This window comes from Streptomyces sp. DG1A-41, from assembly GCF_037055355.1.
In the GTDB taxonomy this organism is placed as follows: domain Bacteria; phylum Actinomycetota; class Actinomycetes; order Streptomycetales; family Streptomycetaceae; genus Streptomyces.
Window position 1 is genome coordinate 7,933,848 of the sequence record NZ_CP146350.1, and the last position, 24,862, is coordinate 7,958,709.

The 24,862-nt window shown below is 71.4% G+C and carries 19 protein-coding genes and 2 pseudogenes; 7 read left to right on the plus strand and 14 right to left on the minus strand.

Annotated elements, in window-relative coordinates; translation table 11 throughout:
* Positions 1-60: 60 nt before the first annotated feature.
* Positions 61-732 (minus strand): TetR/AcrR family transcriptional regulator, encoded by a 672-nt coding sequence (locus tag V8690_RS36645; RefSeq protein ID WP_338784353.1) that lies wholly within the window; start codon positions 730-732, stop codon positions 61-63.
* Positions 733-873: 141 nt separating this feature from the next.
* Between V8690_RS36645 and V8690_RS36650 the strand changes: the two genes are divergently transcribed.
* Both V8690_RS36650 and V8690_RS36655 read left to right on the plus strand, forming a co-directional pair.
* Positions 874-1,749 carry a shikimate dehydrogenase gene (locus V8690_RS36650; RefSeq protein WP_338784354.1) on the plus strand — a complete coding sequence of 292 codons (876 nt, stop codon included), beginning with the start codon at positions 874-876 and terminating at the stop codon, positions 1,747-1,749.
* A gap of 14 nt (positions 1,750-1,763) precedes the next feature.
* On the plus strand, positions 1,764-3,560 hold the full coding sequence (locus tag V8690_RS36655; RefSeq protein WP_338784355.1) for a TIM barrel protein: 1,797 nt from the start codon (positions 1,764-1,766) through the stop codon (positions 3,558-3,560).
* Here the strand turns inward: V8690_RS36655 and V8690_RS36660 are convergent.
* From V8690_RS36660 to tkt, 8 genes and pseudogenes are all read right to left on the minus strand, one after another.
* Positions 3,547-5,012: pseudogene (locus V8690_RS36660) on the minus strand (membrane-associated oxidoreductase). The gene V8690_RS36655 and the pseudogene V8690_RS36660 overlap by 14 nt on opposite strands.
* Positions 5,013-5,085: 73 nt before the next feature.
* Complete coding sequence (locus V8690_RS36665; protein ID WP_338784356.1) at positions 5,086-5,673, minus strand: histidine phosphatase family protein; 588 nt, start codon at positions 5,671-5,673, stop codon at positions 5,086-5,088.
* Positions 5,674-5,676: 3 nt separating this feature from the next.
* Positions 5,677-6,561 (minus strand): phosphogluconate dehydrogenase (NAD(+)-dependent, decarboxylating), encoded by an 885-nt coding sequence (gene gnd / locus V8690_RS36670; RefSeq protein ID WP_338784357.1) that lies wholly within the window; start codon positions 6,559-6,561, stop codon positions 5,677-5,679.
* A gap of 6 nt (positions 6,562-6,567) precedes the next feature.
* A complete protein-coding gene (gene pgi / locus V8690_RS36675; RefSeq protein ID WP_338784358.1) occupies positions 6,568-8,226 on the minus strand; it encodes a glucose-6-phosphate isomerase in 1,659 nt (552 codons plus the stop codon).
* A complete protein-coding gene (opcA, locus tag V8690_RS36680) occupies positions 8,219-9,154 on the minus strand; it encodes a glucose-6-phosphate dehydrogenase assembly protein OpcA (protein ID WP_338784359.1) in 936 nt (311 codons plus the stop codon). Before opcA ends, pgi begins: the two co-directional genes overlap by 8 nt.
* A complete protein-coding gene (gene zwf, locus V8690_RS36685; protein ID WP_338784360.1) occupies positions 9,151-10,824 on the minus strand; it encodes a glucose-6-phosphate dehydrogenase in 1,674 nt (557 codons plus the stop codon). The genes opcA and zwf overlap by 4 nt, the downstream gene beginning before the upstream one ends.
* Positions 10,821-11,966 (minus strand): transaldolase, encoded by a 1,146-nt coding sequence (gene tal, locus V8690_RS36690; protein WP_338784361.1) that lies wholly within the window; start codon positions 11,964-11,966, stop codon positions 10,821-10,823. Before tal ends, zwf begins: the two co-directional genes overlap by 4 nt.
* A 19-nt stretch (positions 11,967-11,985) precedes the next feature.
* Positions 11,986-14,061: a transketolase gene (gene tkt, locus V8690_RS36695; protein ID WP_338784362.1), complete on the minus strand. Its 2,076-nt coding sequence runs from the start codon at positions 14,059-14,061 to the stop codon at positions 11,986-11,988.
* A 164-nt stretch (positions 14,062-14,225) separates the two neighbouring features.
* On the opposite strand from tkt, the gene V8690_RS36700 reads away from it, so the two are divergent.
* On the plus strand, positions 14,226-15,113 hold the full coding sequence (locus V8690_RS36700; protein ID WP_338784363.1) for an AraC family transcriptional regulator: 888 nt from the start codon (positions 14,226-14,228) through the stop codon (positions 15,111-15,113).
* 65 nt (positions 15,114-15,178) lie between these two features.
* Here the strand turns inward: V8690_RS36700 and V8690_RS36705 are convergent, their stop codons facing one another.
* Complete coding sequence (locus V8690_RS36705) at positions 15,179-16,573, minus strand: glycoside hydrolase family 16 protein (protein ID WP_338784364.1); 1,395 nt, start codon at positions 16,571-16,573, stop codon at positions 15,179-15,181.
* Between the two features lie 253 nt (positions 16,574-16,826).
* On the opposite strand from V8690_RS36705, the gene V8690_RS36710 reads away from it, so the two are divergent.
* On the plus strand, positions 16,827-17,282 hold the full coding sequence (locus V8690_RS36710) for a VOC family protein (protein WP_338784365.1): 456 nt from the start codon (positions 16,827-16,829) through the stop codon (positions 17,280-17,282).
* A gap of 57 nt (positions 17,283-17,339) precedes the next feature.
* On the opposite strand, the gene V8690_RS36715 is transcribed toward V8690_RS36710, so the two are convergent.
* The 4 genes and pseudogenes from V8690_RS36715 to V8690_RS36730 all read right to left on the minus strand — a co-directional run bounded on the left by V8690_RS36715 (position 17,340) and on the right by V8690_RS36730 (position 21,343).
* A complete protein-coding gene (locus V8690_RS36715) occupies positions 17,340-18,131 on the minus strand; it encodes an IclR family transcriptional regulator (RefSeq protein ID WP_338784366.1) in 792 nt (263 codons plus the stop codon).
* Complete coding sequence (locus V8690_RS36720) at positions 18,128-19,495, minus strand: DUF6351 family protein (RefSeq protein WP_338784367.1); 1,368 nt, start codon at positions 19,493-19,495, stop codon at positions 18,128-18,130. Before V8690_RS36720 ends, V8690_RS36715 begins: the two co-directional genes overlap by 4 nt.
* A pseudogene (locus V8690_RS36725) lies at positions 19,492-20,837 on the minus strand (MFS transporter). Before V8690_RS36725 ends, V8690_RS36720 begins: the two are co-directional and overlap by 4 nt.
* Positions 20,838-20,917: 80 nt before the next feature.
* Positions 20,918-21,343: a MarR family transcriptional regulator gene (locus tag V8690_RS36730; RefSeq protein WP_338785583.1), complete on the minus strand. Its 426-nt coding sequence runs from the start codon at positions 21,341-21,343 to the stop codon at positions 20,918-20,920.
* A 197-nt stretch (positions 21,344-21,540) separates the two neighbouring features.
* On the opposite strand from V8690_RS36730, the gene V8690_RS36735 reads away from it, so the two are divergent.
* From V8690_RS36735 to menE, 3 genes are read left to right on the plus strand one after another with little or no spacing between them, the layout of a single operon-like run.
* Positions 21,541-22,458 (plus strand): SDR family oxidoreductase, encoded by a 918-nt coding sequence (locus tag V8690_RS36735; RefSeq protein ID WP_338784368.1) that lies wholly within the window; start codon positions 21,541-21,543, stop codon positions 22,456-22,458.
* Entirely contained in the window at positions 22,458-23,333 is an 876-nt protein-coding gene (locus tag V8690_RS36740; protein WP_338784369.1) for an amidohydrolase family protein, read from the plus strand. The genes V8690_RS36735 and V8690_RS36740 overlap by 1 nt, the downstream gene beginning before the upstream one ends.
* Before the next feature lie 10 nt (positions 23,334-23,343).
* Complete coding sequence (gene menE, locus V8690_RS36745; RefSeq protein WP_338784370.1) at positions 23,344-24,852, plus strand: o-succinylbenzoate--CoA ligase; 1,509 nt, start codon at positions 23,344-23,346, stop codon at positions 24,850-24,852.
* Positions 24,853-24,862: the final 10 nt, after the last annotated feature.

The window sequence follows — 24,862 nt, forward strand, 5'->3', positions numbered from 1 at the left end:
GCTGCGCCCGTGTGCCGTCGGTGTCAAGGGGTCGTGCGCCGCACGTTCGGCACCGGACGTTCAGACCGCCGTGCGCTCCGCCGTCAGGTACGCGATCACCATGTCGCCCAGCATGGTGCGGTAGTGCGCGCGCTGCGCCGGGTCGACCAGGTCGCGGCCGAACAGCGCGCCGAAGGTGTGCCGGTTGGAGACCCGGAAGAAGCAGAAGGAGGAGATCATCGCGTGCAGGTCGACGGCGTCGACGTCCGCCGTGAACAGCCCTGACCTGCGGCCTTCTTCCAGGATGCGGCGGATCACGTCGAGGGCGGGGGAGCCGATCCTCCCGAGCTTCTCGGAGGCGGCGATGTGCTGCGCCTCGTGGATGTTCTCGATGCTGACCAGGCGGATGAAGTCCGGGTGCTGCTCGTGGTGGTCGAAGGTCACCTCGGCCAGGCGCCGGATGGCCGCCACCGGGTCCAGGTGCTCGACGTCGAGCTGCTGCTCGGCCTCCCGGATGACGCCGTAGGCCCGCTCGAGCACGGCCGTGAACAGCTGTTCCTTGCCGCCGAAGTAGTAGTAGATCATCCGCTTCGTGGTGCGGGTACGGGCGGCGATCTCGTCCACCCGGGCCCCGTCGTAGCCGGCCCGGGCGAACTCCTGCGTGGCGACGTCGAGGATCTCGGCCTGGGTGCGGGCGGCGTCACGGATGCGCTCGCGCTCGTCAGGACGTGCCGGTTCTTCGACGCTGGTCATCAGGTTCCTTCGGGCGGAGGGGCCGGTGCCGGTGATTCTAGAAGCAGGCCCCGCGTCCCATCGGGGGCTTCCCGTGGTCGCGCTCGGCTGATATAACTAACGTACTAGTTCGTTCATTAGTGAGCCGCTCGGGAGGCCCGTGTGCCCAAGGACTCGTATCTTGTCGGACTGATCGGTTCCGGCATCGGCCCGTCGCTCAGCCCGGCGCTGCACGAGCGGGAGGGCGACCGTCAGGGCCTGCGCCTGCTGTACCGGCTGATCGACATCGACCCGCTCGGGATGCCGCCCGAGGCGGTGGGCGATCTCGTGCGGGCCGCCCGCGACCTCGGGTTCGACGGGCTCAACATCACGCACCCCTGCAAGCAGCTCGTCATCGAGCACCTGGACGCGCTCGCCCCGCAGGCCGAGGCGCTGGGCGCGGTCAACACCGTCGTCTTCGAGGACGGCCGCGCGGTCGGCCACAACACGGATGTCACCGGTTTCGCCGCGTCCTTCGCGCGCGGGCTGCCCGACGCACCGCTGGAGCGGGTCGTGCAGCTGGGAGCAGGCGGCGCGGGCGCGGCCGTAGCGCACGCCATGCTCACCCTCGGCGCCGAGCGGGTCACCGTCGTCGACGCCCTGCCCGAACGGGCCGCCGCCTTGGCCGGCTCCCTGAACCGCGCCTTCGGCCGGGGCCGTGCGGCCGCCGCGACCCCGGAGGGGCAGGCGCGGCTGCTCGCGCATGCCGACGGCATCGTCCACGCCACGCCCACCGGCATGGCGGCCCACCCCGGCCTGCCCCTGCCCGCCGAACTGCTCCACCCCGGGCTGTGGGTCGCCGAGGTCGTCTACCGCCCGCTGGAGACCGAACTGCTGCGCACCGCCCGCGCGCTGGGCTGCGCCACCCTCGACGGCGGCGGTATGGCCGCCTTCCAGGCCGCCGACGCGTTCCGCCTGTTCACCGGGCGGGAACCCGGCGCGGCGCGGATGCTGGCGGATCTGACCGAACTGGCCGGGGCCGTAGGGGCACGCAACTAGAAAGGGGTTCCGACGTGCGTACGTCCATCGCCACCGTCTCCCTCAGCGGATCCCTCACCGAGAAGCTCGACGCCGCGGCCCGGGCCGGTTTCGACGGGGTGGAGATCTTCGAGAACGACCTGCTGGCCAGTCCCCTCACCCCCGAGGAGATCCGCGCCCGCTGCGCCGACCTCGGCCTCTGCATCGACCTCTACCAGCCGATGCGGGACATCGAGGCCGTCCCCGAGGACGAGTTCGCCCGGAATCTGCGGCGGGCCCGCCACAAGTTCGAGCTGATGCGCAGGCTCGGGGCCGACACGGTCCTCGTCTGCTCCAGCGTCTCCCCGCAGGCGGTGGACGACGACGCCCTCGCTACCGAGCAGCTGAGCCGGCTCGCCGACCTCGCCCGGGACTCCGGGATCCGGGTCGCCTACGAGGCGCTCGCCTGGGGACGGCACGTCAGTACGTACGACCACGCCTGGCGCATCGTCGAGTCGGCCGGCCACCCCGCCCTCGGCACTTGCCTGGACAGCTTCCACATCCTCTCGCGCGGCTCGGACCCCAAGGGAATCGAGGCCGTCCCCGGCGAGAAGATCTTCTTCCTCCAGCTCGCCGACGCCCCGCTGCTCGCCATGGACGTCCTCCAGTGGAGCCGCCACTACCGCTGTTTCCCGGGGCAGGGCGGCTTCGATGTCGCCGGCCTGGTGCGGCACGTGCTGCGCACCGGCTACGAAGGACCGCTCTCCCTGGAGGTCTTCAACGACGTCTTCCGGCAGGCCGAGGCCGGTCCGACCGCCGTCGACGCCCGGCGTTCCCTGCTGCTCCTCGAGGAGACGGTGGGCCGGGCCGCCCTGCCCGAGCCCGTCGTCCCCACCGGCGTCGCCTTCGCGGAGCTGGTCACGCCCGACGCCGAACCCCTCAACGCCCTGCTCGGCGCCCTCGGCTTCACCCGCACCGCCCGCCATCGCGGCAAGCCGGTCGCCCTGTGGGAGCAGGGGGACGCCCGGATCCTCGTCAACACCGGGCCGGCCGTCCGCCGCGACGGCACCCAGCTCGCCGCCATCGGGCTGGAGTCACCGGACCCGGCCGCGGCGTCCCGGCGTGCCGAGGCGCTGCTGGCCCCCGTCCTGCCGCGCCGCCGCGCACCCGAGGACGCCCCGCTCGACGCGGTCGCCGCCCCCGACGGCACGGAGCTGTTCTTCTGCGCCACCGGCCGTCCGGACCTGCCCGACTGGCGGGCCGACTTCGAGGACACTCGCCCGGCACCCGCGCCCGCGCCCCTACGCCGTATCGACCATCTCGCCCTCACCCAGCCCTGGCACCACTTCGACGAGGCGGCCCTCTTCCACCACGGTGTGCTCGGCCTGCACACCCAGGAGAGCGTGGACGTCGCCGACCCCTACGGCCTGCTGCGCAGCCGTGCCGTGACCAACGCCGACGGCAGCGTCCGGATCGCCCTCACCGTCGGCGCCGCGCCCACCGACGACACCGTCCACGCCCAGCACATCGCCCTGGCCACCGACGACGTGGTCGCCTCGGCCCGCCGCTTCCGGGACGCCGGCGGCAGTCTGCTGCCCGTCCCGGCGAACTACCACGACGATCTCGCCGCCCGCTTCGCGTTCGCCGACGGCGAGCTGGAGACCTACCGCGACCTCGGCATCCTCTACGACCGCGACGCCCACGGTGTCTTCCGCCACTGCTACACCCGCACCGTCGGCCGTGTCTTCTTCGAACTGGTCCAACGCGACGACGGCTACCGGGGCTACGGCGCCGCGAACGCCCCGGTACGGCTGGCGGCACAGCACGCGGTGCGGACGCTCACTGGCGGCTGACGGTCCGTGTGATTCCGGTGACGACCGTCGTGGCGAGGATCCAGCCCGTGAGCACGAGGGCATAGGAGAGCCACTGGTACCCGTCGGCGGGTGCGAACGCGCTCTCCTGCCCGAAGGAGATCACCGGCAGGAGCAGGTCGAGCGTGTAGAAGACCGGGTTGAACTGCGGGGCCTCGTCCGGCTTCAGCGGCTCGGGGTGGTGCAGCGCGTAGGCGAGGGAGCCGATCGCCAGTAGCGACACCAGCCAGCCGGCGGCGCGCAGGGGCCGGAAGCCGTAGCCGACGGCCGCGTCCTGGACGTGGCCCCACAACCGGCCGTACCACGGCAGGGTGCCGCGCCGGCGGCGCTGCTTGGCGAGCTGGACGAGGCGGGCGGCGTCGTCGTCGCCGATCCGGCGGTAGGCCGCGGTCAGCTGCTCGTAGGCGTGCGGGACATAGCCCTCGCGGTCCCGCTCCAGCATCGCCAGGCGCCGCTCGGCGGGTTCGTGCGGGGTGAGGGAGGTGTAGACGAGACTGTTGAGCAGGACCTCCCCGGGGACCACGTCCGGTTCGAGGAACAGGACGTCCAGCTGGGCGCGGCGCAGGTTGAGGGCGCCTGTCATGGGCGGGCTCCTGCGCAGCCAGAGTTCCCCGACGCTGCAGCTGCTGGCACGCAGTGCCGTGCCACCGGGGTTCGCCAGGCGCGCGTGGGAGAGGTCGAGACGGCCCGCGATCCGGGCGCCGCGCAGGCCGATCCAGCCGAGGACGTCCACGTCGCGCAGCAGGACGTCGCCCTCCACCGTGAGCGTCTCCGCGTCGAGGGCGACCTCGCCGGTACCGGCCTCCAGCCGCGCCTGGTTGAGGTCGATCGTCCCGGCGACCGAGGCACCCGTCAGGCGCACCTCGCCGCGGGTGCGCAGTCCCGGCGCCGACAGGCCGTCGCCGATGGTCACGTGATTGAGCTGGAGCGCGGGCTGATCGGCGGGCCGTTCGTCGACAGCGGCCCTGTCCATGAAAAGCGCCCCGGAGATCTGCGCCCCGCCGAGCCGCACGGGCCCCTCGAACACGCAGTCCGACATGCGCAGCACGCCGTCCACACGCAGGGTGGCGGCGTCCAGCCCGGGCAAGGCCGAGTCGCGCAGGTTCAGCTGGCGCAGCCGCGCCCCGTACAGGACGGGGACGTCCTCGAAAAAGCAGTCGCTGAGGCGCACGGCGTGGTCGACCTCCGCGTACGTGAGGTTCAGCACGCCCGTGATCCGCGCCCCCGCCAGCCGGAGGGCGGCCGTCTCCCCGTCCTCCTGTGGGGCGCTCAGCAGCAGGGCCCGCAACACGGCCGCCCGTACGGTCCGTTCGGGTCCCCAGTCCGCGCCCAGCGCCGGGTCCTCGTCCGCCGGCCCCGGAAGTCCACGTCAGCGCCGCGCGGAAAGGCCCGCCACACCCGCTCCTCGGCGGGCGTCATGTCGTCGATCTGCATCGACGGGGACTCTGACGCGCCCGGCCGGAGGCTGTCAACTCACCTCCGGCCGGGGCTTCTTAAGGCGTGGTGGTCACGCCCTGGTGTTCCACTCCGCGATCACGGGCCGGCCGTGCTCGGTCGACAGCCGGCTGACCGTGCCCGTCTCCAGGCGGAACAGCCGCCCCTGCGACGGCGGCAGGCCCAGTCGGCGGGCCGTCAGGACGCGGAGGATGTGGCCGTGCGCCACCAGCAGCACATCGCCCTCGGCCAGCGCGCCGGCCACCCGGGACAGCACCCGGTCGGCCCGCTCGCCGACCTCCTCGGGGGACTCGCCCGGCTTGCCGTCGGGGCCGGGCGGGCCCCCGTCGGTCCACAGGTCCCAGTCGGGACGGGTGCGGTGTATCTCCTCGGTGGTGACGCCCTCGTAGGCGCCGTAGTACCACTCGTGCAGGTCCGCGTCCCGCACGGCCCCTGTCAGCCCCGCGAGTTCGGCGGTGTGCACCGCGCGGCCGAGGGGGCTGGTGAGGATTTGCGCGAAGGAGCGGCCCGTCAGCAGCGGAGCCAGCGACTTGGCCTGTTCCTCGCCGTTCGGGGTGAGGGGCAGGTCGGTGAAGCTGGTGTGCTGTCCGCTCCGGCTCCACTCCGTCTCGCCGTGGCGGACCAAAAGCAGATCGCCCACGTCCTACGCCTTCTTCGCGGACTCGACGGCGTGCCCGCCGAACTGGTTGCGCAGCGCCGCGATCATCTTCATCTGCGGGGAGTCGTCCTGCCGGGAGGCGAACCGGGAGAACAGGGAGGCGGTGATCGCGGGCAGCGGCACGGAGTTGTCGATCGCGGCCTCCACGGTCCAGCGTCCCTCGCCGGAGTCCTGGGCGTAGCCCCTCAGGCCCTCCAGGTGCTCGTCCTCGTCGAGGGCGTTGACCGCGAGGTCCAGCAGCCAGGAACGGATGACCGTGCCGTCCTGCCAGGAGCGGAACACCTCGCGGACGTTGTCCACCGAGTCCACGGCCTCCAGCAGCTCCCAGCCCTCGGCGTAGGCCTGCATCATCGCGTACTCGATGCCGTTGTGGACCATCTTCGCGAAGTGCCCGGCGCCCACCCGGCCCGCGTGGACGAAGCCGTACGGGCCCTCCGGCTTGAGCGCCTCGAAGATCGGCCGGAGCCGGTCGACGTACTCCTTCTCGCCGCCGACCATCAGGGCGTAGCCGTTCTTCAGGCCCCACACGCCGCCCGAGACGCCCGCGTCGACGAAGCCGATGCCGCGCTTGCTCAGCTCCTCGGCGTGCTTCTCGTCGTCCGTCCAGCGGGAGTTGCCGCCGTCGACCACCGTGTCGTACGGCTTGAGGAGGTCCGCCAGACGGTCGATGACGTGCTGGGTGGGGTCGCCGGCCGGGACCATGACCCAGACCGTGCGCGGCGCCTGAAGCTGGTTGACGAGGTCGGCCAGGCTGGCGACGTCGGACTTCTCTGGGTTGGTGTCGTAGCCGATGACGGTGTGGCCGGCGTTGCGCAGGCGCTCGCGCATGTTGCCGCCCATCTTGCCGAGACCCACAAGACCGATCTGCATGTCAGTTCACTTCCCGAAATTGCGGTAGGCGGCCACCAGCGCGGCCGTGGACGGATCGAGACCGGGGACGTCCGCGCCCTCGGTCAGGGCGGGCTCGACGCGCTTGGCGAGGACCTTGCCGAGTTCGACGCCCCACTGGTCGAAGGAGTCGATGTTCCAGACCGCGCCCTGCACGAACACCTTGTGCTCGTAGAGGGCGACCAGCTGGCCGAGGACCGACGGGGTGAGTTCGGTGGCCAGGATCGTGGTGGTGGGGTGGTTGCCCTTGAACGTGCGGTGCGGCACCTGTCCCTCGGGCACGCCCTCGGCCCGCACCTCCTCGGCGGTCTTCCCGAAGGCGAGCGCCTGCCCCTGCGCGAACAGGTTGGCCATCAACAGGTCGTGCTGCGCCTTCAGTTCGTCGCTCAGCTCGGCGACGGGCCGCGCGAAGCCGATCAGGTCGGCGGGGATGAGCTTGGTGCCCTGGTGGATCAACTGGTAGTAGGCGTGCTGCCCGTTGGTGCCGGGCGTGCCCCACACGACCGGACCCGTCTGCCACTGAACGGGACGGCCGTCGCGGTCCACCGACTTGCCGTTGGACTCCATGTCGAGCTGCTGGAGGTAGGCGGTGAACTTGGACAGGTAGTGGCTGTACGGCAGGACGGCGTGCGACTGGGCGTCGTGGAAGTTGCCGTACCAGATGCCGAGCAGGCCCATGATGAGCGGGGCGTTGGCCTCCGCGGGGGCGTTGCGGAAGTGCTCGTCGACGATGCGGAAGCCGTCGAGCATCTCCAGGAAGCGGTCCGGGCCGATCGCGATCATCAGGGACAGGCCGATCGCGGAGTCGTACGAGTAGCGGCCGCCGACCCAGTCCCAGAACTCGAACATGTTGTCGACGTCGATACCGAAGTCCGCGACCTTCTCGGCGTTCGTGGACAGCGCCACGAAATGCTCGGCGACCGCCTTCTCGTCGCCCCCGAGGCCCTCCAGCAGCCAGGAGCGCGCGGAGGTCGCGTTCGTGATGGTCTCGATCGTGGTGAAGGTCTTGGACGCGACGATGAACAGCGTCTCCGCCGGGTCCAGGTCGCGGGTGGCCTCGTGCAGGTCGGAGCCGTCCACGTTCGACACGAAGCGGAACGTCAGCTCCCGGGCGGTGAACGGCCGCAACGCGTCGTACGCCATCGCCGGGCCGAGATCCGAGCCGCCGATGCCGATGTTGACGACGTTCCGGATGCGCCTGCCGGTGTGGCCGGTCCACTCCCCGGAGCGCACCCGGTTCGCGAAGCCGGACATCTTCTCGAGCACGGCGTGCACGCCCGGGACGACGTTCTCGCCGTCGACCTCGATCACCGCGTCGCGCGGGGCGCGCAGCGCGGTGTGCAGCACGGCCCGGTTCTCGGTGACGTTGATCTTCTCGCCGCGGAACATGGCGTCGCGCTGACCGAACACGTCGGTGGCGGTGGCCAGCTCCTGGAGCAGGGCGAGGGTCTCGTCGGTGACCAGGTGCTTGGAGTAGTCGATGCGCAGGTCGCCCACGTGCACGACGTAGCGCTCGGCGCGCCCCGGGTCCGCCGCGAACAGCTCACGCAGGTCCGGCCGCGGCAGGGCGTCCGTGCGGTGGTCCTCCAGGGCGGTCCACTCGGGCCGCCGCGTGAGCCTGGGGGAGCCGGAGGGGGAGTCAGACATGAGCAGGGGTCTCCTCGGTTGCCTCGCCGTTCAGGGCGATGGCGTACATCTCGTCCGCGTCGAGGCGCCTCAGCTCCTCGGCGATGAGTTCGGAGGTGGCGCGGACCTTCAGCGCGAGGGTGCGCGAGGGCTGGCCCGGCAGGGTGAGCGTGGCCAGCGGTCCCTCGGGGCGGTCGATGAGGATCTCGCCGTTCTCGGTGCCCAGGCGTACGGCCGTGACGACCGGCCCGGCGGTGACCACACGGTCGACCGGGACGTGCAGCCGCGCCTCCAGCCAGCGGGCCAGCAGCTCGGCGGCCGGGTTCTCGGCCTCGGCCTCGACGGCCGCCGAGATCACCTTCGCCCGGGCCTGGTCCAGCGCAGCCGCCAGCATCGAACGCCAGGGCGTCAGCCGGGTCCAGGCGAGGTCGGTGTCGCCGGGTGCGTAGGAGCGGACCCGGCTCTCCAGGGCCTCCAGGGGGTTCGCGACGGCGTACAGGTCGGTGATCCGCCGCTGGGCCAGCGCCCCGAGCGGATCCTTCGAGGGCACCTCCGGCGCGTCCATCGGCCACCACACCACCACCGGTGCGTCCGGCAGCAGCAGCGGCAGCACGACCGAGTCGGCGTGCTCGGACACCTCGCCGTAGGTCCGCAGGATCACCGTCTCGCCGGTGCCCGCGTCGGCGCCCACCCGGACCTCGGCGTCCAGGCGGGAGGACTGGCGGTCGCGCGGGGTGCGGGCGTGCCGCTTGATGACGACCAGGGTGCGCGAGGGGTGCTCGTGCGAGGCCTCCTCGGCCGCCTTGATCGCGTCGTAGGCGTTCTCCTCGTCCGTGACGATCACCATCGTCAGGACCATGCCCACGGCGGGCGTGCCGATGGCGCGGCGGCCCTGCACCAGCGCCTTGTTGATCTTGCTTGCCGTGGTGTCGGTCAGGTCGATCTTCATGGCCTGCGCCAGCTCCGTCCGTCTCGTGCGAGCATCTCGTCGGCTTCCGCGGGTCCCCAACTGCCCGAGGCGTACTGCGCGGGCCGGCCGTGCGTGGCCCAGTACTGCTCGATCGGGTCGAGGATCTTCCAGGACTCTTCCACTTCCTGGTGACGGGGGAACAGGTTGGCGTCGCCCAGGAGGACGTCCAGGATCAGCCGTTCGTACGCCTCGGGGCTCGATTCGGTGAACGACTCGCCGTAGGCGAAGTCCATCGTCACGTCCCGGATCTCCATCGACGTACCCGGCACCTTGGAGCCGAACCGCACCGTCATGCCCTCGTCCGGCTGGACGCGGATGACGATCGCGTTGGAGCCCAGCTCCTCGGTGGCGGTGGAGTCGAAGGGGGAGTGCGGAGCCCGCTGGAACACCACCGCGATCTCGGTCACCCGGCGGCCCAGCCGCTTGCCGGTGCGCAGGTAGAACGGCACACCCGCCCAGCGGCGGTTGTCCACCTGGAGCTTGATCGCGGCGTAGGTGTCGGTCGAGGAGGCCTGGTCGATGCCTTCCTCCTCCAGGTAGCCGCGGACCTTCGTGCCGCCCTGCCAGGCCGCCGCGTACTGCCCGCGCACGGTGTGCCTGCCCAGGTCCTCCGGCAGCCGCACGGCCCGCAGCACCTTCAGCTTCTCGGTGAGCAGCGACGCCGCGTCGAAGGCGGCGGGTTCCTCCATCGCGGTGAGTGCCATCAGCTGGAGGAGGTGGTTCTGGATGACGTCACGGGCGGCGCCGATGCCGTCGTAGTACCCCGCGCGACCGCCGATGCCGATGTCCTCGGCCATGGTGATCTGCACATGGTCGACGTACGACCGGTTCCAGATCGGCTCGAACATCTGGTTGGCGAAGCGCAGTGCCAGGAGGTTCTGGACTGTTTCCTTGCCCAGGTAGTGGTCGATGCGGAAGACCTGCTCCGGGTCGAACACGTCGTGCACGATCGCGTTCAGCTCGCAGGCGCTGTCGAGGTCGCGTCCGAACGGCTTTTCGATGACCGCCCGGCGCCAGGAGCCCTCCGGCGCGTCGGCCAGCTTGTGCTTCTTCAGCTGCTGGACGACCTTGGGGAAGAACTTCGGCGGCACAGAGAGGTAGAAGGCGTAGTTGCCGCTGGTGCCCCGGGAGGCGTCCAGCTCCTCGACGGCGGAGCGCAGCTGCTTGAACGCCGTGTCGTCGTCGAAGTCGCCCGGGATGAACCGCATGCCCTCGGCGAGCTGCTGCCAGACCTCCTCGCGGAACGGGGTGCGGGCGTGCTCCCGGACCGCGTCGTGCACGACCTGCGCGAAGTCCTGGTCCTCCCAGTCCCGGCGGGCGAAACCCACCAGCGAGAAGCCCGGCGGCAGCAGGCCGCGGTTGGCCAGGTCGTACACGGCAGGCATCAGCTTCTTGCGGGACAGGTCACCGGTCACGCCGAAGATGACGAGCCCGGACGGGCCCGCGATCCTGGGCAGGCGACGGTCGCGCGGGTCGCGCAGGGGGTTGGCGAAGTCGGTGCCGGCGTGCTGCGCGGGCGGGGCCGCCCGTTCCTGGCCGCTCACCCCGGTCTGCTCCACCCCGGCCGCCTCCTGGGCGGCCCGGGCCTCCTTGTCCTCCTTGGTCCCCTTGGTCTCCTGCTCGGCCGTCTGGGGGATGCCCTCACTCATTCCGCGTCAACTCCCTTGTTGTTCAAGGACTTGGTGACCGCGTCCAGCAGGTCCTGCCAGGCCACCTCGAACTTGGCGACGCCTTCGTCCTCCAGTTGCCGCACCACCTCGTCGTACGAAATGCCGAGCCGCTCGACGGCCACCAGGTCGGCGCGCGCCTGGGCGTAACCGCCGGTGACGGTGTCGCCCTGGACGTCACCGTGGTCGGCGACGGCGTTCAGCGTGGCCTCCGGCATGGTGTTGACCGTGCCGGGAGCGACCAGTTCGTCCACGTACAGGGTGTCCTTGTAAGCGGGGTCCTTCACACCGGTGGAGGCCCAAAGGGGGCGCTGCCGGTTCGCGCGGGCACCGCCCAGGGCCTGCCAGCGCGGCCCGGCGAAGACCTGTTCGTACGCCTCGTAGGCGAGCCGCGCGTTGGCCAGGGCCGCCCTGCCCTTCAGGGCGAGGGCCTCCTCCGTGCCCAGCAGCGTCAGCCGCTTGTCGATCTCGGAGTCGACACGGGAGACGAAGAAGGACGCGACCGAGTGGATGGCCGACAGATCGCGACCGGCCGCCTGCGCCTTCTCCAGACCGGCGATATAGGCGTCCATCACCTCGCGGTAGCGCTCCAGGGAGAAGATCAGCGTCACGTTCACGCTGATGCCCGCGCCGATCACCTCGGTGATCGCCGGCAGACCCGCCTTCGTCGCCGGGATCTTGATCATCACGTTGGGGCGGTCCACCAGCCAGGCCAGTTGCCGGGCCTCGGCGACGGTCGCCGCCGTGTCGTGGGCCAGACGCGGGTCGACTTCGATGGACACCCGGCCGTCCCGGCCGCCGGTGGCGTCGTACACCGGCCGCAGGACGTCGGCGGCGGCCCGGACGTCGGCCGTCGTCATCATCCGGACGGCCTCGTCGACGGTGACGCCCCGCACCGCCAGGTCGGCGAGCTGTTCCTCGTAGCCCTCGCCGGAGCCGATGGCGGCCTGGAAGATGGACGGGTTGGTGGTGACGCCGACGACGTTCCTCGTCGCCACGAGCCCGGCCAGGTTGCCGGACTCGATCCGTCGGCGGGACAGGTCGTCCAGCCAGATCGACACGCCCTCGTCGGACAGGCGCTCGAGTGCTCCCGCGCTCGCGGTCGCTTCGGTCACAGTGATCATCTTCTTTCGGGCGGTCGGATCAGACACGGGCCGCGGTCAGGGACTCGCGGGCGGCGGCGACGACGTTCTCGGGGGTGAAGCCGTACTCGGCGAACAGGGTCTTCGCGTCGGCGGAGGCGCCGAAGTGCTCCAGGGAGACGATGCGTCCCGCGTCCCCCACGAACCGGTGCCAGGTCAGGCCGATACCGGCCTCGACCGCCACCCGGGCCTTCACGGACGGCGGCAGGACGCGCTCGCGGTACTCGCGCGGCTGCTCCTCGAACCACTCCACGGACGGCATGGACACGACCCGGGTGGGCACGCCCGCCGCCTGGAGGTGCTCACGCGCCTCGACGGCGACGTGCACCTCGGAACCCGTGGCGATGAGGATCACCTGCGGCTCGCCGCCTTCCGCCTCGGTCCTCACGTAACCGCCGCGTGCCGTGTCCGGGTTCGGCTCGTACGTGGGCACACCCTGGCGGGTGAGCGCGAGACCGTGCGGGGCCGGTTCGGTGGTGTGCCGCCTGAGGATCTCGGCCCAGGCGAGCGCGGTCTCGTTGGCATCGGCCGGGCGTACGACGTTCAGCCCCGGGATGGCGCGCAGCGCGGCCAGGTGCTCGACCGGCTGGTGGGTCGGGCCGTCCTCGCCCAGGCCGATGGAGTCGTGCGTCCACACGTACGTCACCGGCAGCTGCATCAGGGCCGACATCCGCACGGCGTTGCGCATGTAGTCGGAGAAGACCAGGAAGGTGCCGCCGTAGATCCGGGTGTTGCCGTGCAGGGCGATGCCGTTCATCTCCGCGGCCATGGAGAACTCGCGGATGCCGAAGTGGATCGTGCGGCCGTAGGGGTCGGCCTCCGGCAGCGGGTTGCCCTTCGGCAGGAAGGACGACGTCTTGTCGATGGTGGTGTTGTTGGAGCCGGCCAGGTCGGCCGAGCCGCCCCACAACTCGGGGACGACGGTGCCGAGGGACTGGAGCACCTTGCCGGACGCGGCCCGGGTGGCGACCGCCTTGCCCGGCTCGAACACCGGCAGGGCGTCCTCCCAGCCCGTGGGCAGCTCGCCCTTGCCGACCCGGTCGAACGTGGCGGCCCGCTCCGGGTTCTCGCCGCGCCAGGCGGCGATCCGCTTGTCCCAGGCGGCGTGCGCCTCGGCGCCCCGGTCCAGGGCCTTGCGGGTGTGCGCCAGCACCTCGTCGGCGACCTCGAAGGTCTGCTCCGGGTCGAAACCGAGGAGGCGCTTGGTGGCGGCGACTTCGTCCTCGCCGAGCGCCGAGCCGTGGGAGGCCTCGGTGTTCCGCGCGTTCGGGGCGGGCCAGGCGATGATGGTGCGCATCGCGATGATCGAGGGGCGCCCGGCCTCGGCCTGGGCCTCCTTCAGCGCCGCGTACAGCGCGTGCACGTCGACGTCCCCGTCCTCCCGCGGCTCGATCCGCTGCACGTGCCAGCCGTAGGCCTCGTACCGCTTCAGCACGTCCTCGGAGAACGCGGTCGCGGTGTCGCCCTCGATGGAGATGTGGTTGTCGTCGTAGAGGAAGACCAGGTTGCCGAGCTTCTGGTGGCCGGCCAGCGAGGATGCCTCGGCGGAGACGCCCTCCTGGAGGTCGCCGTCGGAGACGATGGCCCAGATGGTGTGGTCGAAGGGGGACTCGCCCTCGGGCGCGTCCGGGTCGAACAGGCCGCGCTCGTAGCGGGCGGCCATCGCCATGCCGACCGCGTTCGCGACGCCCTGGCCGAGCGGGCCGGTGGTGGTCTCCACGCCCGCGGTGTGGCCGTACTCGGGGTGCCCGGGTGTCTTCGAGCCGTGCGTGCGGAACGCCTTCAGGTCGTCCAGCTCCAGCTCGTAGCCCGCGAGGTACAGCTGCGTGTAGAGGGTCAGCGAGGTGTGACCGGGGGACAGGACGAAGCGGTCACGGCCGGTCCACTCCGGATCGGCCGGGTCGTGCCGCATCACCTTCTGAAAGATCGTGTAGGCGGCCGGCGCCAGGCTCATCGCGGTGCCGGGATGGCCGTTTCCGACCCGCTGGACGGCATCGGCCGCCAGCAGGCGGGCGGTGTCGACGGCACGCCGGTCGAGTCCGGTCCATTCGAAACTGTCCGCTGTCTGCGTGCTCATCTTCAAAAATCCTCGATGGGAGCGAGTGGCTGCTCTGACGTGTTCAAAGCTAAAAGTCCGACTTTTTCGACGGAAGGTCGCCGTGTGCCAGCCTGTGGTGAAAGTGGGACACCCGGAGGCGGCGCGGCCCGCGAGCGGGGCGGTACGAGGCGGACATGGCGGATATGGCGGACAGAAGCATCCAGGGCGGCGACGGGATCAGAACGTTCCCCTTCCCGGTCGAGCTGAGTGTCGGCGGCGTCGGCATGCAGGTCGGCCCTATGGGCACCGGCCGCACCTGGCACGCCGACGCGCCCCTGGAGCGCGTGCACCGCATCGACTTCCACGTCGTGCTGCTGTTCGGCGAGGGCCCGGTCCGGCACATGGTCGACTTCACCGAGTACGAGGCCACGGCCGGGGATTTGCTGTGGATCCGCCCGGGGCAGGTCCACCGCTTCTCCCGCACGAGCGAGTACCGCGGAACGGTGCTGACCATGCAGCCCGGCTTCCTGCCCCGCGCGACCGTGGAGGCCACCGGCCTGTACCGCTACGACCTGCCGCCGCTGCTGCGCCCCGATCCGGCCCAACTCGCCGGTCTACGCGACTCGCTCGGCCAGCTACGACGCGAGTACGAGGACACCGACACGCTGCCGCTGAGTCTGCACACCGCCGTCCTGCGCCACTCGCTGACGGCGTTCCTGCTGCGGCTCGCCCATCTCGCCGCCAGTTCGGCCGAGTCGGTACGACAGACGTCCGACTCCACCTTCACCCTCTTCCGGAACGCCGTGGAGAAGGACTTCGCCACCAACCACAGCGTCAGCGCCTACGCCGACGCGCTCGGCTACTCCCGCCGCACCCTGGTCCGCGCGGTCCGCGCCGCGACCGGCGACACCCCCAAGGCCTTCATCGACAAGCGCGTGGTCCTGGAGGCCAAACGGCTCCTCGCCCACACCGACCTGCCGATCGGCCGGGTCGGCGCGGCGGTCGGCTTCCCCGACGCCGCGAACTTCTCCAAGTTCTTCCACCAGCACACGGACGTGACGCCGGCGGCGTTCCGGGCGGAACTGCGCTGAGGCCAGGCAAGCCGGGCAGCGAAAAGGGGCCCCACGCGCGCGTGGAGCCCCCTTGCCCGGGATCGTCAGCGCCCGAACGTGAACCAGTTGACGTTCACGAAGTCCGCCGGCTGTCCGCTGGTGAAGCTCAGATACACGTCGTGCGTGCCCGTCACGGAGCCGATGTTCGCCGGGATCGTCCGCCACGACTGCCAGCCGCCGGTGTTGCCCACCGCGAAGCTCCCGATCGGCGCGTTGCTCCGGCTGTCCAGCCGCACCTCGACCAGTCCGCTGACGCCGCCCGCCGCACCGCTCGCGACCCGGGCGCTGAACTGGCGGGCCGCCGTGGAGCCGAAGTTGACGCCCTTGAAGTGCAGCCAGTCGCCGTTCGCCAGTGAGCCGACGTTCTGGCCGCCGCCGGAGTCGGACGTCGTCTCGGTGCTCACACCGGACTGGTCGTCGTAGGACTCGGCCTGGATGGTGGAGTAGGCGTCGCGGTTCCCGGTCGGGGGAGGCGTGGTGCCGCCGCCGGACGACAGTACCTGGACGTAGTCGACGACCATCGGGTGGCCGGGCTGGGTCCCGGCGTCCGGGCCGCCGCCGAACGCGTCGGGGAAGCCGCCGCCCATCGCGACGTTCAGGATGATGAAGAAGCCGTGGTCGGTGGCGTTGCGCCAGGTCGTCGCGTCGACCTGGTTGGCGCGCACCGTGTGGAAGTTGACGCCGTCGAGGTAGAAGCGGATCTCCTCGACGCTCGTCGAGCGGTCCCACTCCATCCGGTAGGTGTGGAAGCCGGACTGGCAGGTGGTGCCCTGGCAGGTGGTCGAACTGCCGATGCCGCTCGTCTCGTTGCACGGGCCGCCCGGCGAGGTGCCGCAGTGCATCGTCGCGAACACCGTGTTCTGGCCCTGGGTGTTCTCCATGATGTCCAGCTCGCCGACGCTCGGCCAGTTCCAGTAGTTGCCGCGGTAGGGGGCGCCCAGCATCCAGAACGCCGGCCAGTAGCCCTTGGCCGCGGCCCCGGTGACGTTCGGCACCTGGATGCGCGCTTCCACGCGGAGTGTGCCGCCGGCCGGGGGCTGGAAGTCGGTGCGGTTGGTCTCGATGCGGCCGGAGGTCCAGTTGCCCGCGGCGTCGCGCCGGGGGGTGATGCGGAGGTTGCCGTTGCCGTCGAGGGAGACGTTGTCCGTACTGCTCGTCATCGTCTCGACCTCGCCGGTGCCCCAGTTGGCGGGGCCGCCCGGGTAGCCCTTGCCGGTCGCGTACTGCCAGTTGGACGTGTTGACGCCGCTGCCGGCCGGGCCGTTGAAGTCGTCCAGGAAGACCTGGGTCCAGCCCGACGGGGGCGGCGGCGCGGAGGCGCTCGCCGAGGGAGTCGCGGCGGTGGCGGCGACCGCGGCGAGGCCGAGTGCGCTGACGACGGCGACGAACGCCCGCCGCAAGGGTCGCCGTGCGCGGGGTCTGCCGGAGGTGTCACTCATGGGGGATGCCTCTCGGGTACGGGTACGGGTGCGGATACGGATCGGGTGCAGGAGGCTGAGAGCGCTCTCAAAGTGCCGTCAATGTGCTCCACGCCACCCGGGTCGTCAAGAGGTAAAGCCGGGAAAAGTGCGGCGCGGCCGATCAATGCAGGTCCTGAACGGGCCCTGGCGACCGGGGTGTTACGGGCATCCGGGAGGTGCGGGCATGACGGAGGGGCGGGCCGTTGTCAGACCCTCCTGCGATGCTCACGGCATGGACGTCACCTTGCAGCTGACCATCGACTGCGCCGACCCGGCGAAGCTCGTGACCTTCTGGACCGAGGCCCTCGGTTACGTGCCCGAACCGGCCCCCGGTGGGCACCCCACCTGGCGGGTGTACTGGGAGGACATGGGGGTGCCCGCGGAGGAACTGACCGAGGGAGTGGGGGAGACCCCCGAGTCGATCGTCGATCCGGAGGGGCGAGGACCTCGCATCTGGTTCCAGCGGGTACCGGAGGGCAAGACCGTCAAGAACCGGGTGCATCTCGATCTCAAGGTCGGCGGCGGCAGGGGCGTACCCCTGCCGGAGCGCACCCGGAGAATCACGGCGAAGGTGGACCGGCTGACCGCGGCCGGCGCGACCGTGCTGCGGATCATGGACGAGCCGGACATGGACTACTACGGCGTCGTGCTGCGGGACCCGGAGGACAACGAGTTCTGCGTGGCCTGAGTGTCACGGACCGCTTCGCGCGGAAAGCCTGACCGGGTAACCGCTGAGCCCGCCCCTTCAGGCCCGCTCCGGCTGCCACCCCAGGGCCCGTGAGATCCCGCGTGCCGCCACCCGTACCGCCGGGACCAGTACCGGCACCTGGGCGTCCGCCTGAGGCACCACGATGGACACGGCGGCGGCCACCGAGCCGTCCGCCGTGCGCACCGGCGCGGCCACCGACAGGGCGTCCTCAGTGACCTGACGGTCGCTCACCGCGACGCCGGTCCGGCGTACTTCGGCGAGTTCCCGCCGCAGCCGCGCCGGGTCGGTGATCGTGTACGGCGTGAAGGACGCGAGCTCGCCCGCGCAGTACTCCTCCTGGAACTCCGGCTCCCCGTGGGCCAGCAGGGCGAGCCCGACCCCGGTGGCGTGCAGCGGCCAGCGCGCGCCGACGCGGATGTGCACCCCGACCGCCGAGCGCCCCGACAGCCACTCGATGTAGACGACGTCCGAGCCGTCCCGCACCGCCAGTTGCACGTTCTCGTGCGTCGCCTCGTACAGGTCCTCCAGGTACGGCAGCGCGATCTGCCGCAGGGCGAGGCCGCGCGGCGCCAGTGCGGCGATCTCCCACAGCCGGAGCCCGACGTGGTAGACGCCGGACTCGTCCCGTTCCAGGGCACCCCACTCGGTGAGCGCGCCCACGAGCCGGTGCGCGGTGGTCAGGCTCAGCCCGGCCCGCCGGCTGATGTCCGTCAGGCACAGGGCCGGGTGCTCGTGGTCGAAGGCCGCGAGGACGGACAGCAGCCGGTCGGTCGCGGTGGGGGCGCCCCCCGTGCGAGCAGGGCCGAGGGCTCGGGGCAGAGCGGTCATGGCCGGGCGTCTCCCGGGTGGGCGAGGTCGTAGGGGCGGGGGTAGGCGGCGGGCCGGTACGGGACGTAGCGGGGGGCGGCCGTCGGATCCTCCGCCGCGGCACGGGTGTTGAGGGCGCCGGGTGAGGTGTCCCAGCGGCCCGTGTCCAGGCGGTGTTCCAGGGTGTGCAGGGCGGCGAGCGTCTCGCCGGTGGTGAACGTGCAGTGGCCGGGGGCGTCGACGTAGGCCTGACGCAACAGCGGCCCGGAGCCGGCCGCGGTGGCCGCCCGACGATATGCGCTCTCCGCCTGCACCGGTATCAGCGCGTCACCGGTCGTGTGGATGTTCAGCTGGGGGTCGGCGAGCCGGCCGGAGAGCACGCTGGTGTTCCGCATCCACCGCACGGCCGGCGGATCGGCGGAGATCCGGGGTGCCCGGCCCAGGGCCGAGAGGTCGGTGCGCAAGGACAGTCCCGCCTCCTTGTAGAGCTCCGTCACCTCTTTGTACAGCGGTGACCGGGCGAGCATCACCCCGTAGTCGACGCCCGTGTTCCACGACGGGTTGCCGCCCGCCCGGCTCTCGGCCTCCTGCCGCCAGCTGAACGCGGGCATCTGGAGGAGGCCCCGCACGGCGGTGTACTGGTTGACCTGCCGCGTCTGCCAGTCCGTGGGGCCGGGCTGGGTCTGCGAGGCGTCGTTGTAGCCGGGGATGTTGTGCAGGGCGGCGGCGAGGGCGATCCGGGCCCGGCCCTCGGGGGTCCGCTGCGCGGCGTCGACCTTCGTGGTGAGCGCCTTCCCGGCGGCGACGGCCTCCGTTTGGCCGGCGAAGCCCGCGAGCCGGATCCCGGAGTCCGGCGCGAGGAGCGTGCGCAGTGCGAACACCGGGTCCAGGGTGCTGTTCCAGTTGGCGACGCCGCCCTGCACCAGCCCGCACATCGACAGCGAACCGTCGAACCGGCCGGCGTGCCGCTCGGCGAGCATCGTGGTGACGAAGCCGCCGTACGAGGTGCCCCAGGCGAGCGTCCGCCGGGCCGCCCCGAACTTCTCCGTGAAGAGATCCAGCGTGGCGAGCTGGTCGGGCACCGCCTCGGTGACGGCCCAGCCGTTCGTCGCGTACGAGGAGCCGATCAGGGCGTAGCCCTCGGCCAGCAGCTTCTCCCGGGCGTCCGCACCCGGGGTGTTCTGCGCCGGGTTGGGGGCTCCGGCCGGGGTGTAGCCGTGGCTGTACAGCAGCACCGTGCCGTTCCAGGACGCGGGTACGTCCATCACGTACCCGGCGCCGGAGGGGAGCCGGCCCTCCAGATGGGTGTCCGTGGCGGCCGCCTGCGCAGGCAGGGCGGTCGCCAGGGACAGGCAGGCGGTCAGCAAGGCGAGGCGGATCCTCAACGCGGGGTCCCTTCCAGGGCGGGGGCGGCGGCGGGGGAGTCCAGGGCGTCGGTGTGCGTCTCGCGCAGTCGCCACACGGTGACGGCGGTGATGGCCGCGCCCGCGCACAGCAGCAGCGAGACGGGCGTGCTCCCGCCCCCGTACGAGGCGAGGAGGCTGCCGGCGATCAGCGGGGAGAACCCGGCGCCGACCAGGGTGGCCGCCTGGTAGCCGAGGGAGGCGCCGGTGTAGCGGACGCGGGTGCCGAACATCTCGGTGAGCAGGGCGCCGAGCGGCCCGTACATCGTGGACTGGGCGACGCCGTGACCGAGGGCGAGGGCGAGGATCAGCAGTCCGGGCGAGCCCGAGTCCACCAGCGCCAGGACGGGGAAGGCGAGCGCGGCCGAGGCGACCGCTCCGGCGAGCACGACGGGCCGGCGGCCGACCCGGTCCGACAGCGCGGACGCGGCGGGCAGGACGGCGAGGGCCACGCAGGAGGCGATCGTCACCGCGGTCAGCACCTGCGGGCGGGTGTACCCCTGGTCGACGGCGTAGGAGATCATGAAGCTCGTCAGCAGCGACTGCGTGGTGAACGCGCCGATGCCGACGCAGGCGGCCAGCAGCACGGGCTTCGGGCGGCGCAGCACCTCCACGATCGGCGGCTTGTCCATCGGTTCCCGCTTGACCTGGGCGAACAGCGGGCTCTCGGCGACCTTGAGGCGCACGAACAGCCCGACGGCCAGCAGCACGATGCTCAGCAGGAACGGCACCCGCCAGCCCCAGGAGCGGAACTCGTCGTCGGGCAGACCGGCGACGAGCGTGACCACACCGGCCGACAGCACGGAACCGAGCGGGGCGCCGAGCTGGGTGAAGCTGGACCACAGGCCGCGCCGGGAACCCTGCGCGTGTTCGGCGTGCTCGACGACCATCAGCATCGCACCGCCCCACTCGCCGCCGATCGCGATGCCCTGCACCACGCGCAGGGCGACCAGCAGGACCGGGGCCCAGACACCGATCGCGTCGTACGTCGGCAGCAGGCCGATGAGGAAGCTGCCGCAGCCCATCAGGACCATGGTCAGCAGCATCATCGACTTGCGGCCGATCCGGTCGCCGAAGTGGCCGAAGACGATGCCGCCGAGCGGGCGGGCGAGATAGCCCGCGGCGAAGGTGCCGAACGCCGCGATGGTGCCGACCGCCGGGTCGGCCCGGGGAAGAACAGCTCGCCGAAGACGAGCGCGGCGACCGTGCCGTAGACGAGGAAGTCGTAGAACTCGACGGCCGTACCGAGCAGGCCGGAGACGGCCACGCGGCGCAACTGCCGGGAATCGGGGGCTGGTTGAGCGGCAGAGGGGGATGGCTGCACGGGAGCTCCCTGGGGGACGGGTCTCGGTTAGCCGGTGAAGTTATGCATCCAGCGTGCAGCCGTCAATCATTTGCACAACATCAGTTCAGGCCGTCCTCGGCGATCCGCAGCAGCAGCGTGTGCAGTGCCTCCCGCTCGGCGGGGTCCAGCGGGCCCAGGAGTTCGTTCGTCACCCGCTGGCCGGCCTCGTCGGTGTCGCGCAGGAACGCGCGGCCGCTCTCGGTCAGCGCGACGATCCGGCTGCGGCGGTCGTCGGGGGAGGGGCGGCGCTCGGCGAAGCCCTGTTTCTCCAGGTCGTCGACCAGGCCGACGATCGCGCTCGGGTCGTAGCCGAGCCGGGTGCTCAGCTCGCGCTGGAGGGCGCCGTCGGAGGTGGCGAGGAAGCGCAGGACCGCGTAATGGCGCAGGCGCAGGCCCGACTCCTGGAGGCAGGCGTTGAAGAGCTGTCCCGAGCGCAGGCCCAGGCGGTACAGGAGGTAGCCCGTGTCGGCGTGCAGAGCGCGCATCCACGGCTCGTGCGCGTCGATGGGGGCCGGGTTCGTGGCGTGCTGGCGGCTGATGGCGGGCTCCCTGGTCGTGCGTGTGTGCCGGTCCGGTCCAGTGTCGCGCACCCGGCGGACGGCAACAACTATTGACGTCAACAATTATTGCTCTTAGCTTCGATCTCGTAGCCGTCCGCATCACCGTGGGAAGGGACCCCCTCGTGCCCAGCATCGATCTGACCGGCAAGGCCGCCGTCGTCACCGGAAGCGGCCGTGGCCTCGGCCTCGCCTATGCCCACGCCCTGGCCGCCCACGGCGCGTCCGTGGTCGTCAACGACGTCGACGAGGCGGTGGCCGAGGCGGCCGTGAAGTCCATCACCGAGGCGGGCGGCAAGGCCGTGGCGGAGGTGGTCCCGGTCGGTACGGCCGAGGCGGCGGACCGGCTGGTCGCCCGCGCGGTCGAGGAGTTCGGTCGGCTGGACGTCCTCGTCACCAACGCGGGCATCCTCCGCGACAAGGTGCTGTGGAAGATGACCGACGACGACTTCGACGCGGTGATCACCACCCACCTCAAGGGCACCTTCACCTGCGCCCGCGCCGCCGCCGTCCGGATGCGCGAGCAGGGCGAGGGCGGCTCGCTCATCCTGGTCGGCTCCCCGGCCGGACAGCGCGGCAACTTCGGCCAGACGAACTACGCCGCCGCCAAGGCCGGCATCGCGGCGATGGCCCGCACCTGGTCCATGGAGCTGGGCCGCGCGAACATCACCGTCAACGCGATCGTCCCGGTCGCCGCGACCGCGATGACCGAGACGATCCCGGCCTTCGCCCCGTACATCGAGGCCATGCGCAGCGGCGAGCCGCTGCCGGACTTCCTGCGCAAGGGCGAGGGCTTCGGCACCCCCGAGGACTGCGCCGCCCTGGTCCCGTTCCTGGCCTGCGAGGCCGCGCGCGGCGTGACCGGTCAGTGCATCGGCATCGGCGGCGACAAGGTGGCACTCTGGTCGCATCCGCAGGAGATCAGGGCGGCGTACGCCGACGGCGGCTGGACCCCCGGCGCCCTGGCGGACGCCTGGCACACCTCGGTCGGTGCCGAGCTCCAGTCGGTCGGCATCCCGGCGCCGAAGTTCCCGGAGGCGTGATGGACCTGAACGACCTCGTCGCGATCGACGTCCACACCCACGCGGAGGTCTCCTCCAAGGGCCACTCCTCCCTGGACGACGACCTGCACGACGCCTCCTCCGCCTACTTCAAGGTCGAGGGCAAGCGGAAGCCGACCCTGGAGGAGACCGCCGCGTACTACCGCGAGCGGAAGATGGCAGCCGTGATCTTCACGGTCGACGCCGAGTCCGCCACCGGCACGCCGCCCGTCCCCAACGAGGAGGTCGCCGAGGCCGCCGCCGCCAACGCCGACGTCCTCATCCCCTTCGCCTCCATCGACCCCTTCCGCGGGAAGGCCGGTGTGAAGCAGGCCCGCCGTCTGGTCGAGGAGTACGGGGTGAAGGGCTTCAAGTTCCACCCCAGCATCCAGAACTTCTTCCCCAACGACCGCTCGGTGGCGTACGACCTGTACGAGGTGATCGAGGAGACCGGCACGATCGCCCTGTTCCACACCGGCCAGACCGGCATCGGCGCCGGCGTGCCCGGCGGGGGCGGCATCCGCCTCAAGTACTCCAACCCGCTGCACGTGGACGACGTCGCCGCCGACTTCCCGCACCTGAAGATCATCCTGGCGCACCCGTCGTTCCCCTGGCAGGACGAGGCCCTGGCCGTCGCCACGCACAAGCCCGGGGTGCACATCGACCTGTCCGGCTGGTCGCCGAAGTACTTCCCGCCGCAGCTCGTGCAGTACGCGAACACGCTGCTGAGGGACAAGGTCCTCTTCGGCTCCGACTTCCCCGTCCTCACCCCCGACCGCTGGCTCGCCGACTTCGACAAGCTGACGATCAAGGAAGAGGTCCGGCCGAAGATCCTCAAGGAGAACGCCGCCCGCCTGCTCGGGCTGACGAAACCGTAGGGGGCGTGACATGCGCAACGAGGGACTGGGGTCATGGCCCGCACGCCGGGCCCGCAAGACCCCGCACCGCACCGCCCTGATCCACGGCGACACTCCCCGCACTTACGCGGGCCTGTACGACCGCACCACCCGTCTCGCCCACGCCCTGCGCGAGAGGGGCGTCCGCCGCGGCGACCGCATCGCCTACCTCGGCCCGAATCACCCCTCCTACCTGGAGACACTGTTCGCGGCCGGCACGCTCGGCGCGGTCTTCGTCCCCCTCAACACCCGGCTGGCCAGCCCGGAGATCGCCTACCAGCTCGCCGACTCCGGCGCCAAGGCCCTCGTCTACGGCCCCACGCACGCCGGTCTGGTCGCGGGACTGCCGGGCAGCACGGATGTCCGTACGTATGTCGAAGTGGGCGCCGAGTACGAGGAGGCGCTGGCCTCGGCCTCCCACGAGCCCATCGACACGCCGGTCACCCCGGACGACACCTGCATCATCATGTACACCTCCGGGACGACCGGCCGCCCCAAGGGCGCGATGCTCACCCACGGCAACCTCACCTGGAACGCGATCAACGTCCTCATCGACCACGACCTGCTCGCCGACGAACGCGCCCTGGTCTCCGCACCGCTGTTCCACACCGCAGGCCTGAACATGCTGACGCTCCCGGTCCTGCTGAAGGGCGGCACCTGCGTCCTGGTCGAGGCCTTCGACCCGGACGCCACCTTCGACCTGATCGAACGGCACCGGATCACCTTCATGTTCGGCGTGCCCACGATGTTCGACCAGGTGGCCCGGCACCCGCGCTGGCCGGAGGCCGACCTGTCGTCGCTGCGCATCCTGACCTGCGGTGGCTCCCCGGTCCCGACCCCGCTGATCGCGGCGTACCAGCGGCGCGGCCTGACCTTCCTCCAGGGGTACGGCATGACCGAGGCCGCCCCCGGCACGCTGTTCCTGGACGCCGAGCACGCCGTCAGCAAGGCGGGGTCGGCGGGCGTGCCGCACTTCTTCAGTGACGTACGCGTCGTACGGCCCGACCTCGCGCCGGTCGACGTCGGCGAGGTGGGCGAGGTCGTGGTGCGCGGGCCGCACGTCATGCCCGGCTACTGGGGGCTGCCCGAGGAGACGGCCGCGTCCTTCGCGGACGGCTGGTTCCGCAGCGGCGACGCCGCCCAGGTCGACGAGGACGGCTACGTCTACATCGTCGACCGCCTCAAGGACATGATCATCTCCGGGGGCGAGAACATCTACCCCGCCGAGATCGAGGACCAGGTCCTCGCCCACCCGGACATCGTCGAGTGCGCGGTGATCGGGGTGCCGGACGACAAGTGGGGCGAGGTGCCCCGCGCGGTCGTCGTACTCCGTGAAGGCGCCGTACTCGACCCCGACGAGGTGCTCGCGTCGCTCGCCGGCCGCCTCGCCAAGTACAAGATCCCGAAGTCGGTCGTGGTGGCGGACGAACTGCCCCGCACGGCCTCCGGGAAGCTCCTCAAATCCCGTGTGCGCAAGCGCTACGGCACCGACTCCCAGTGAAGGACGCCTC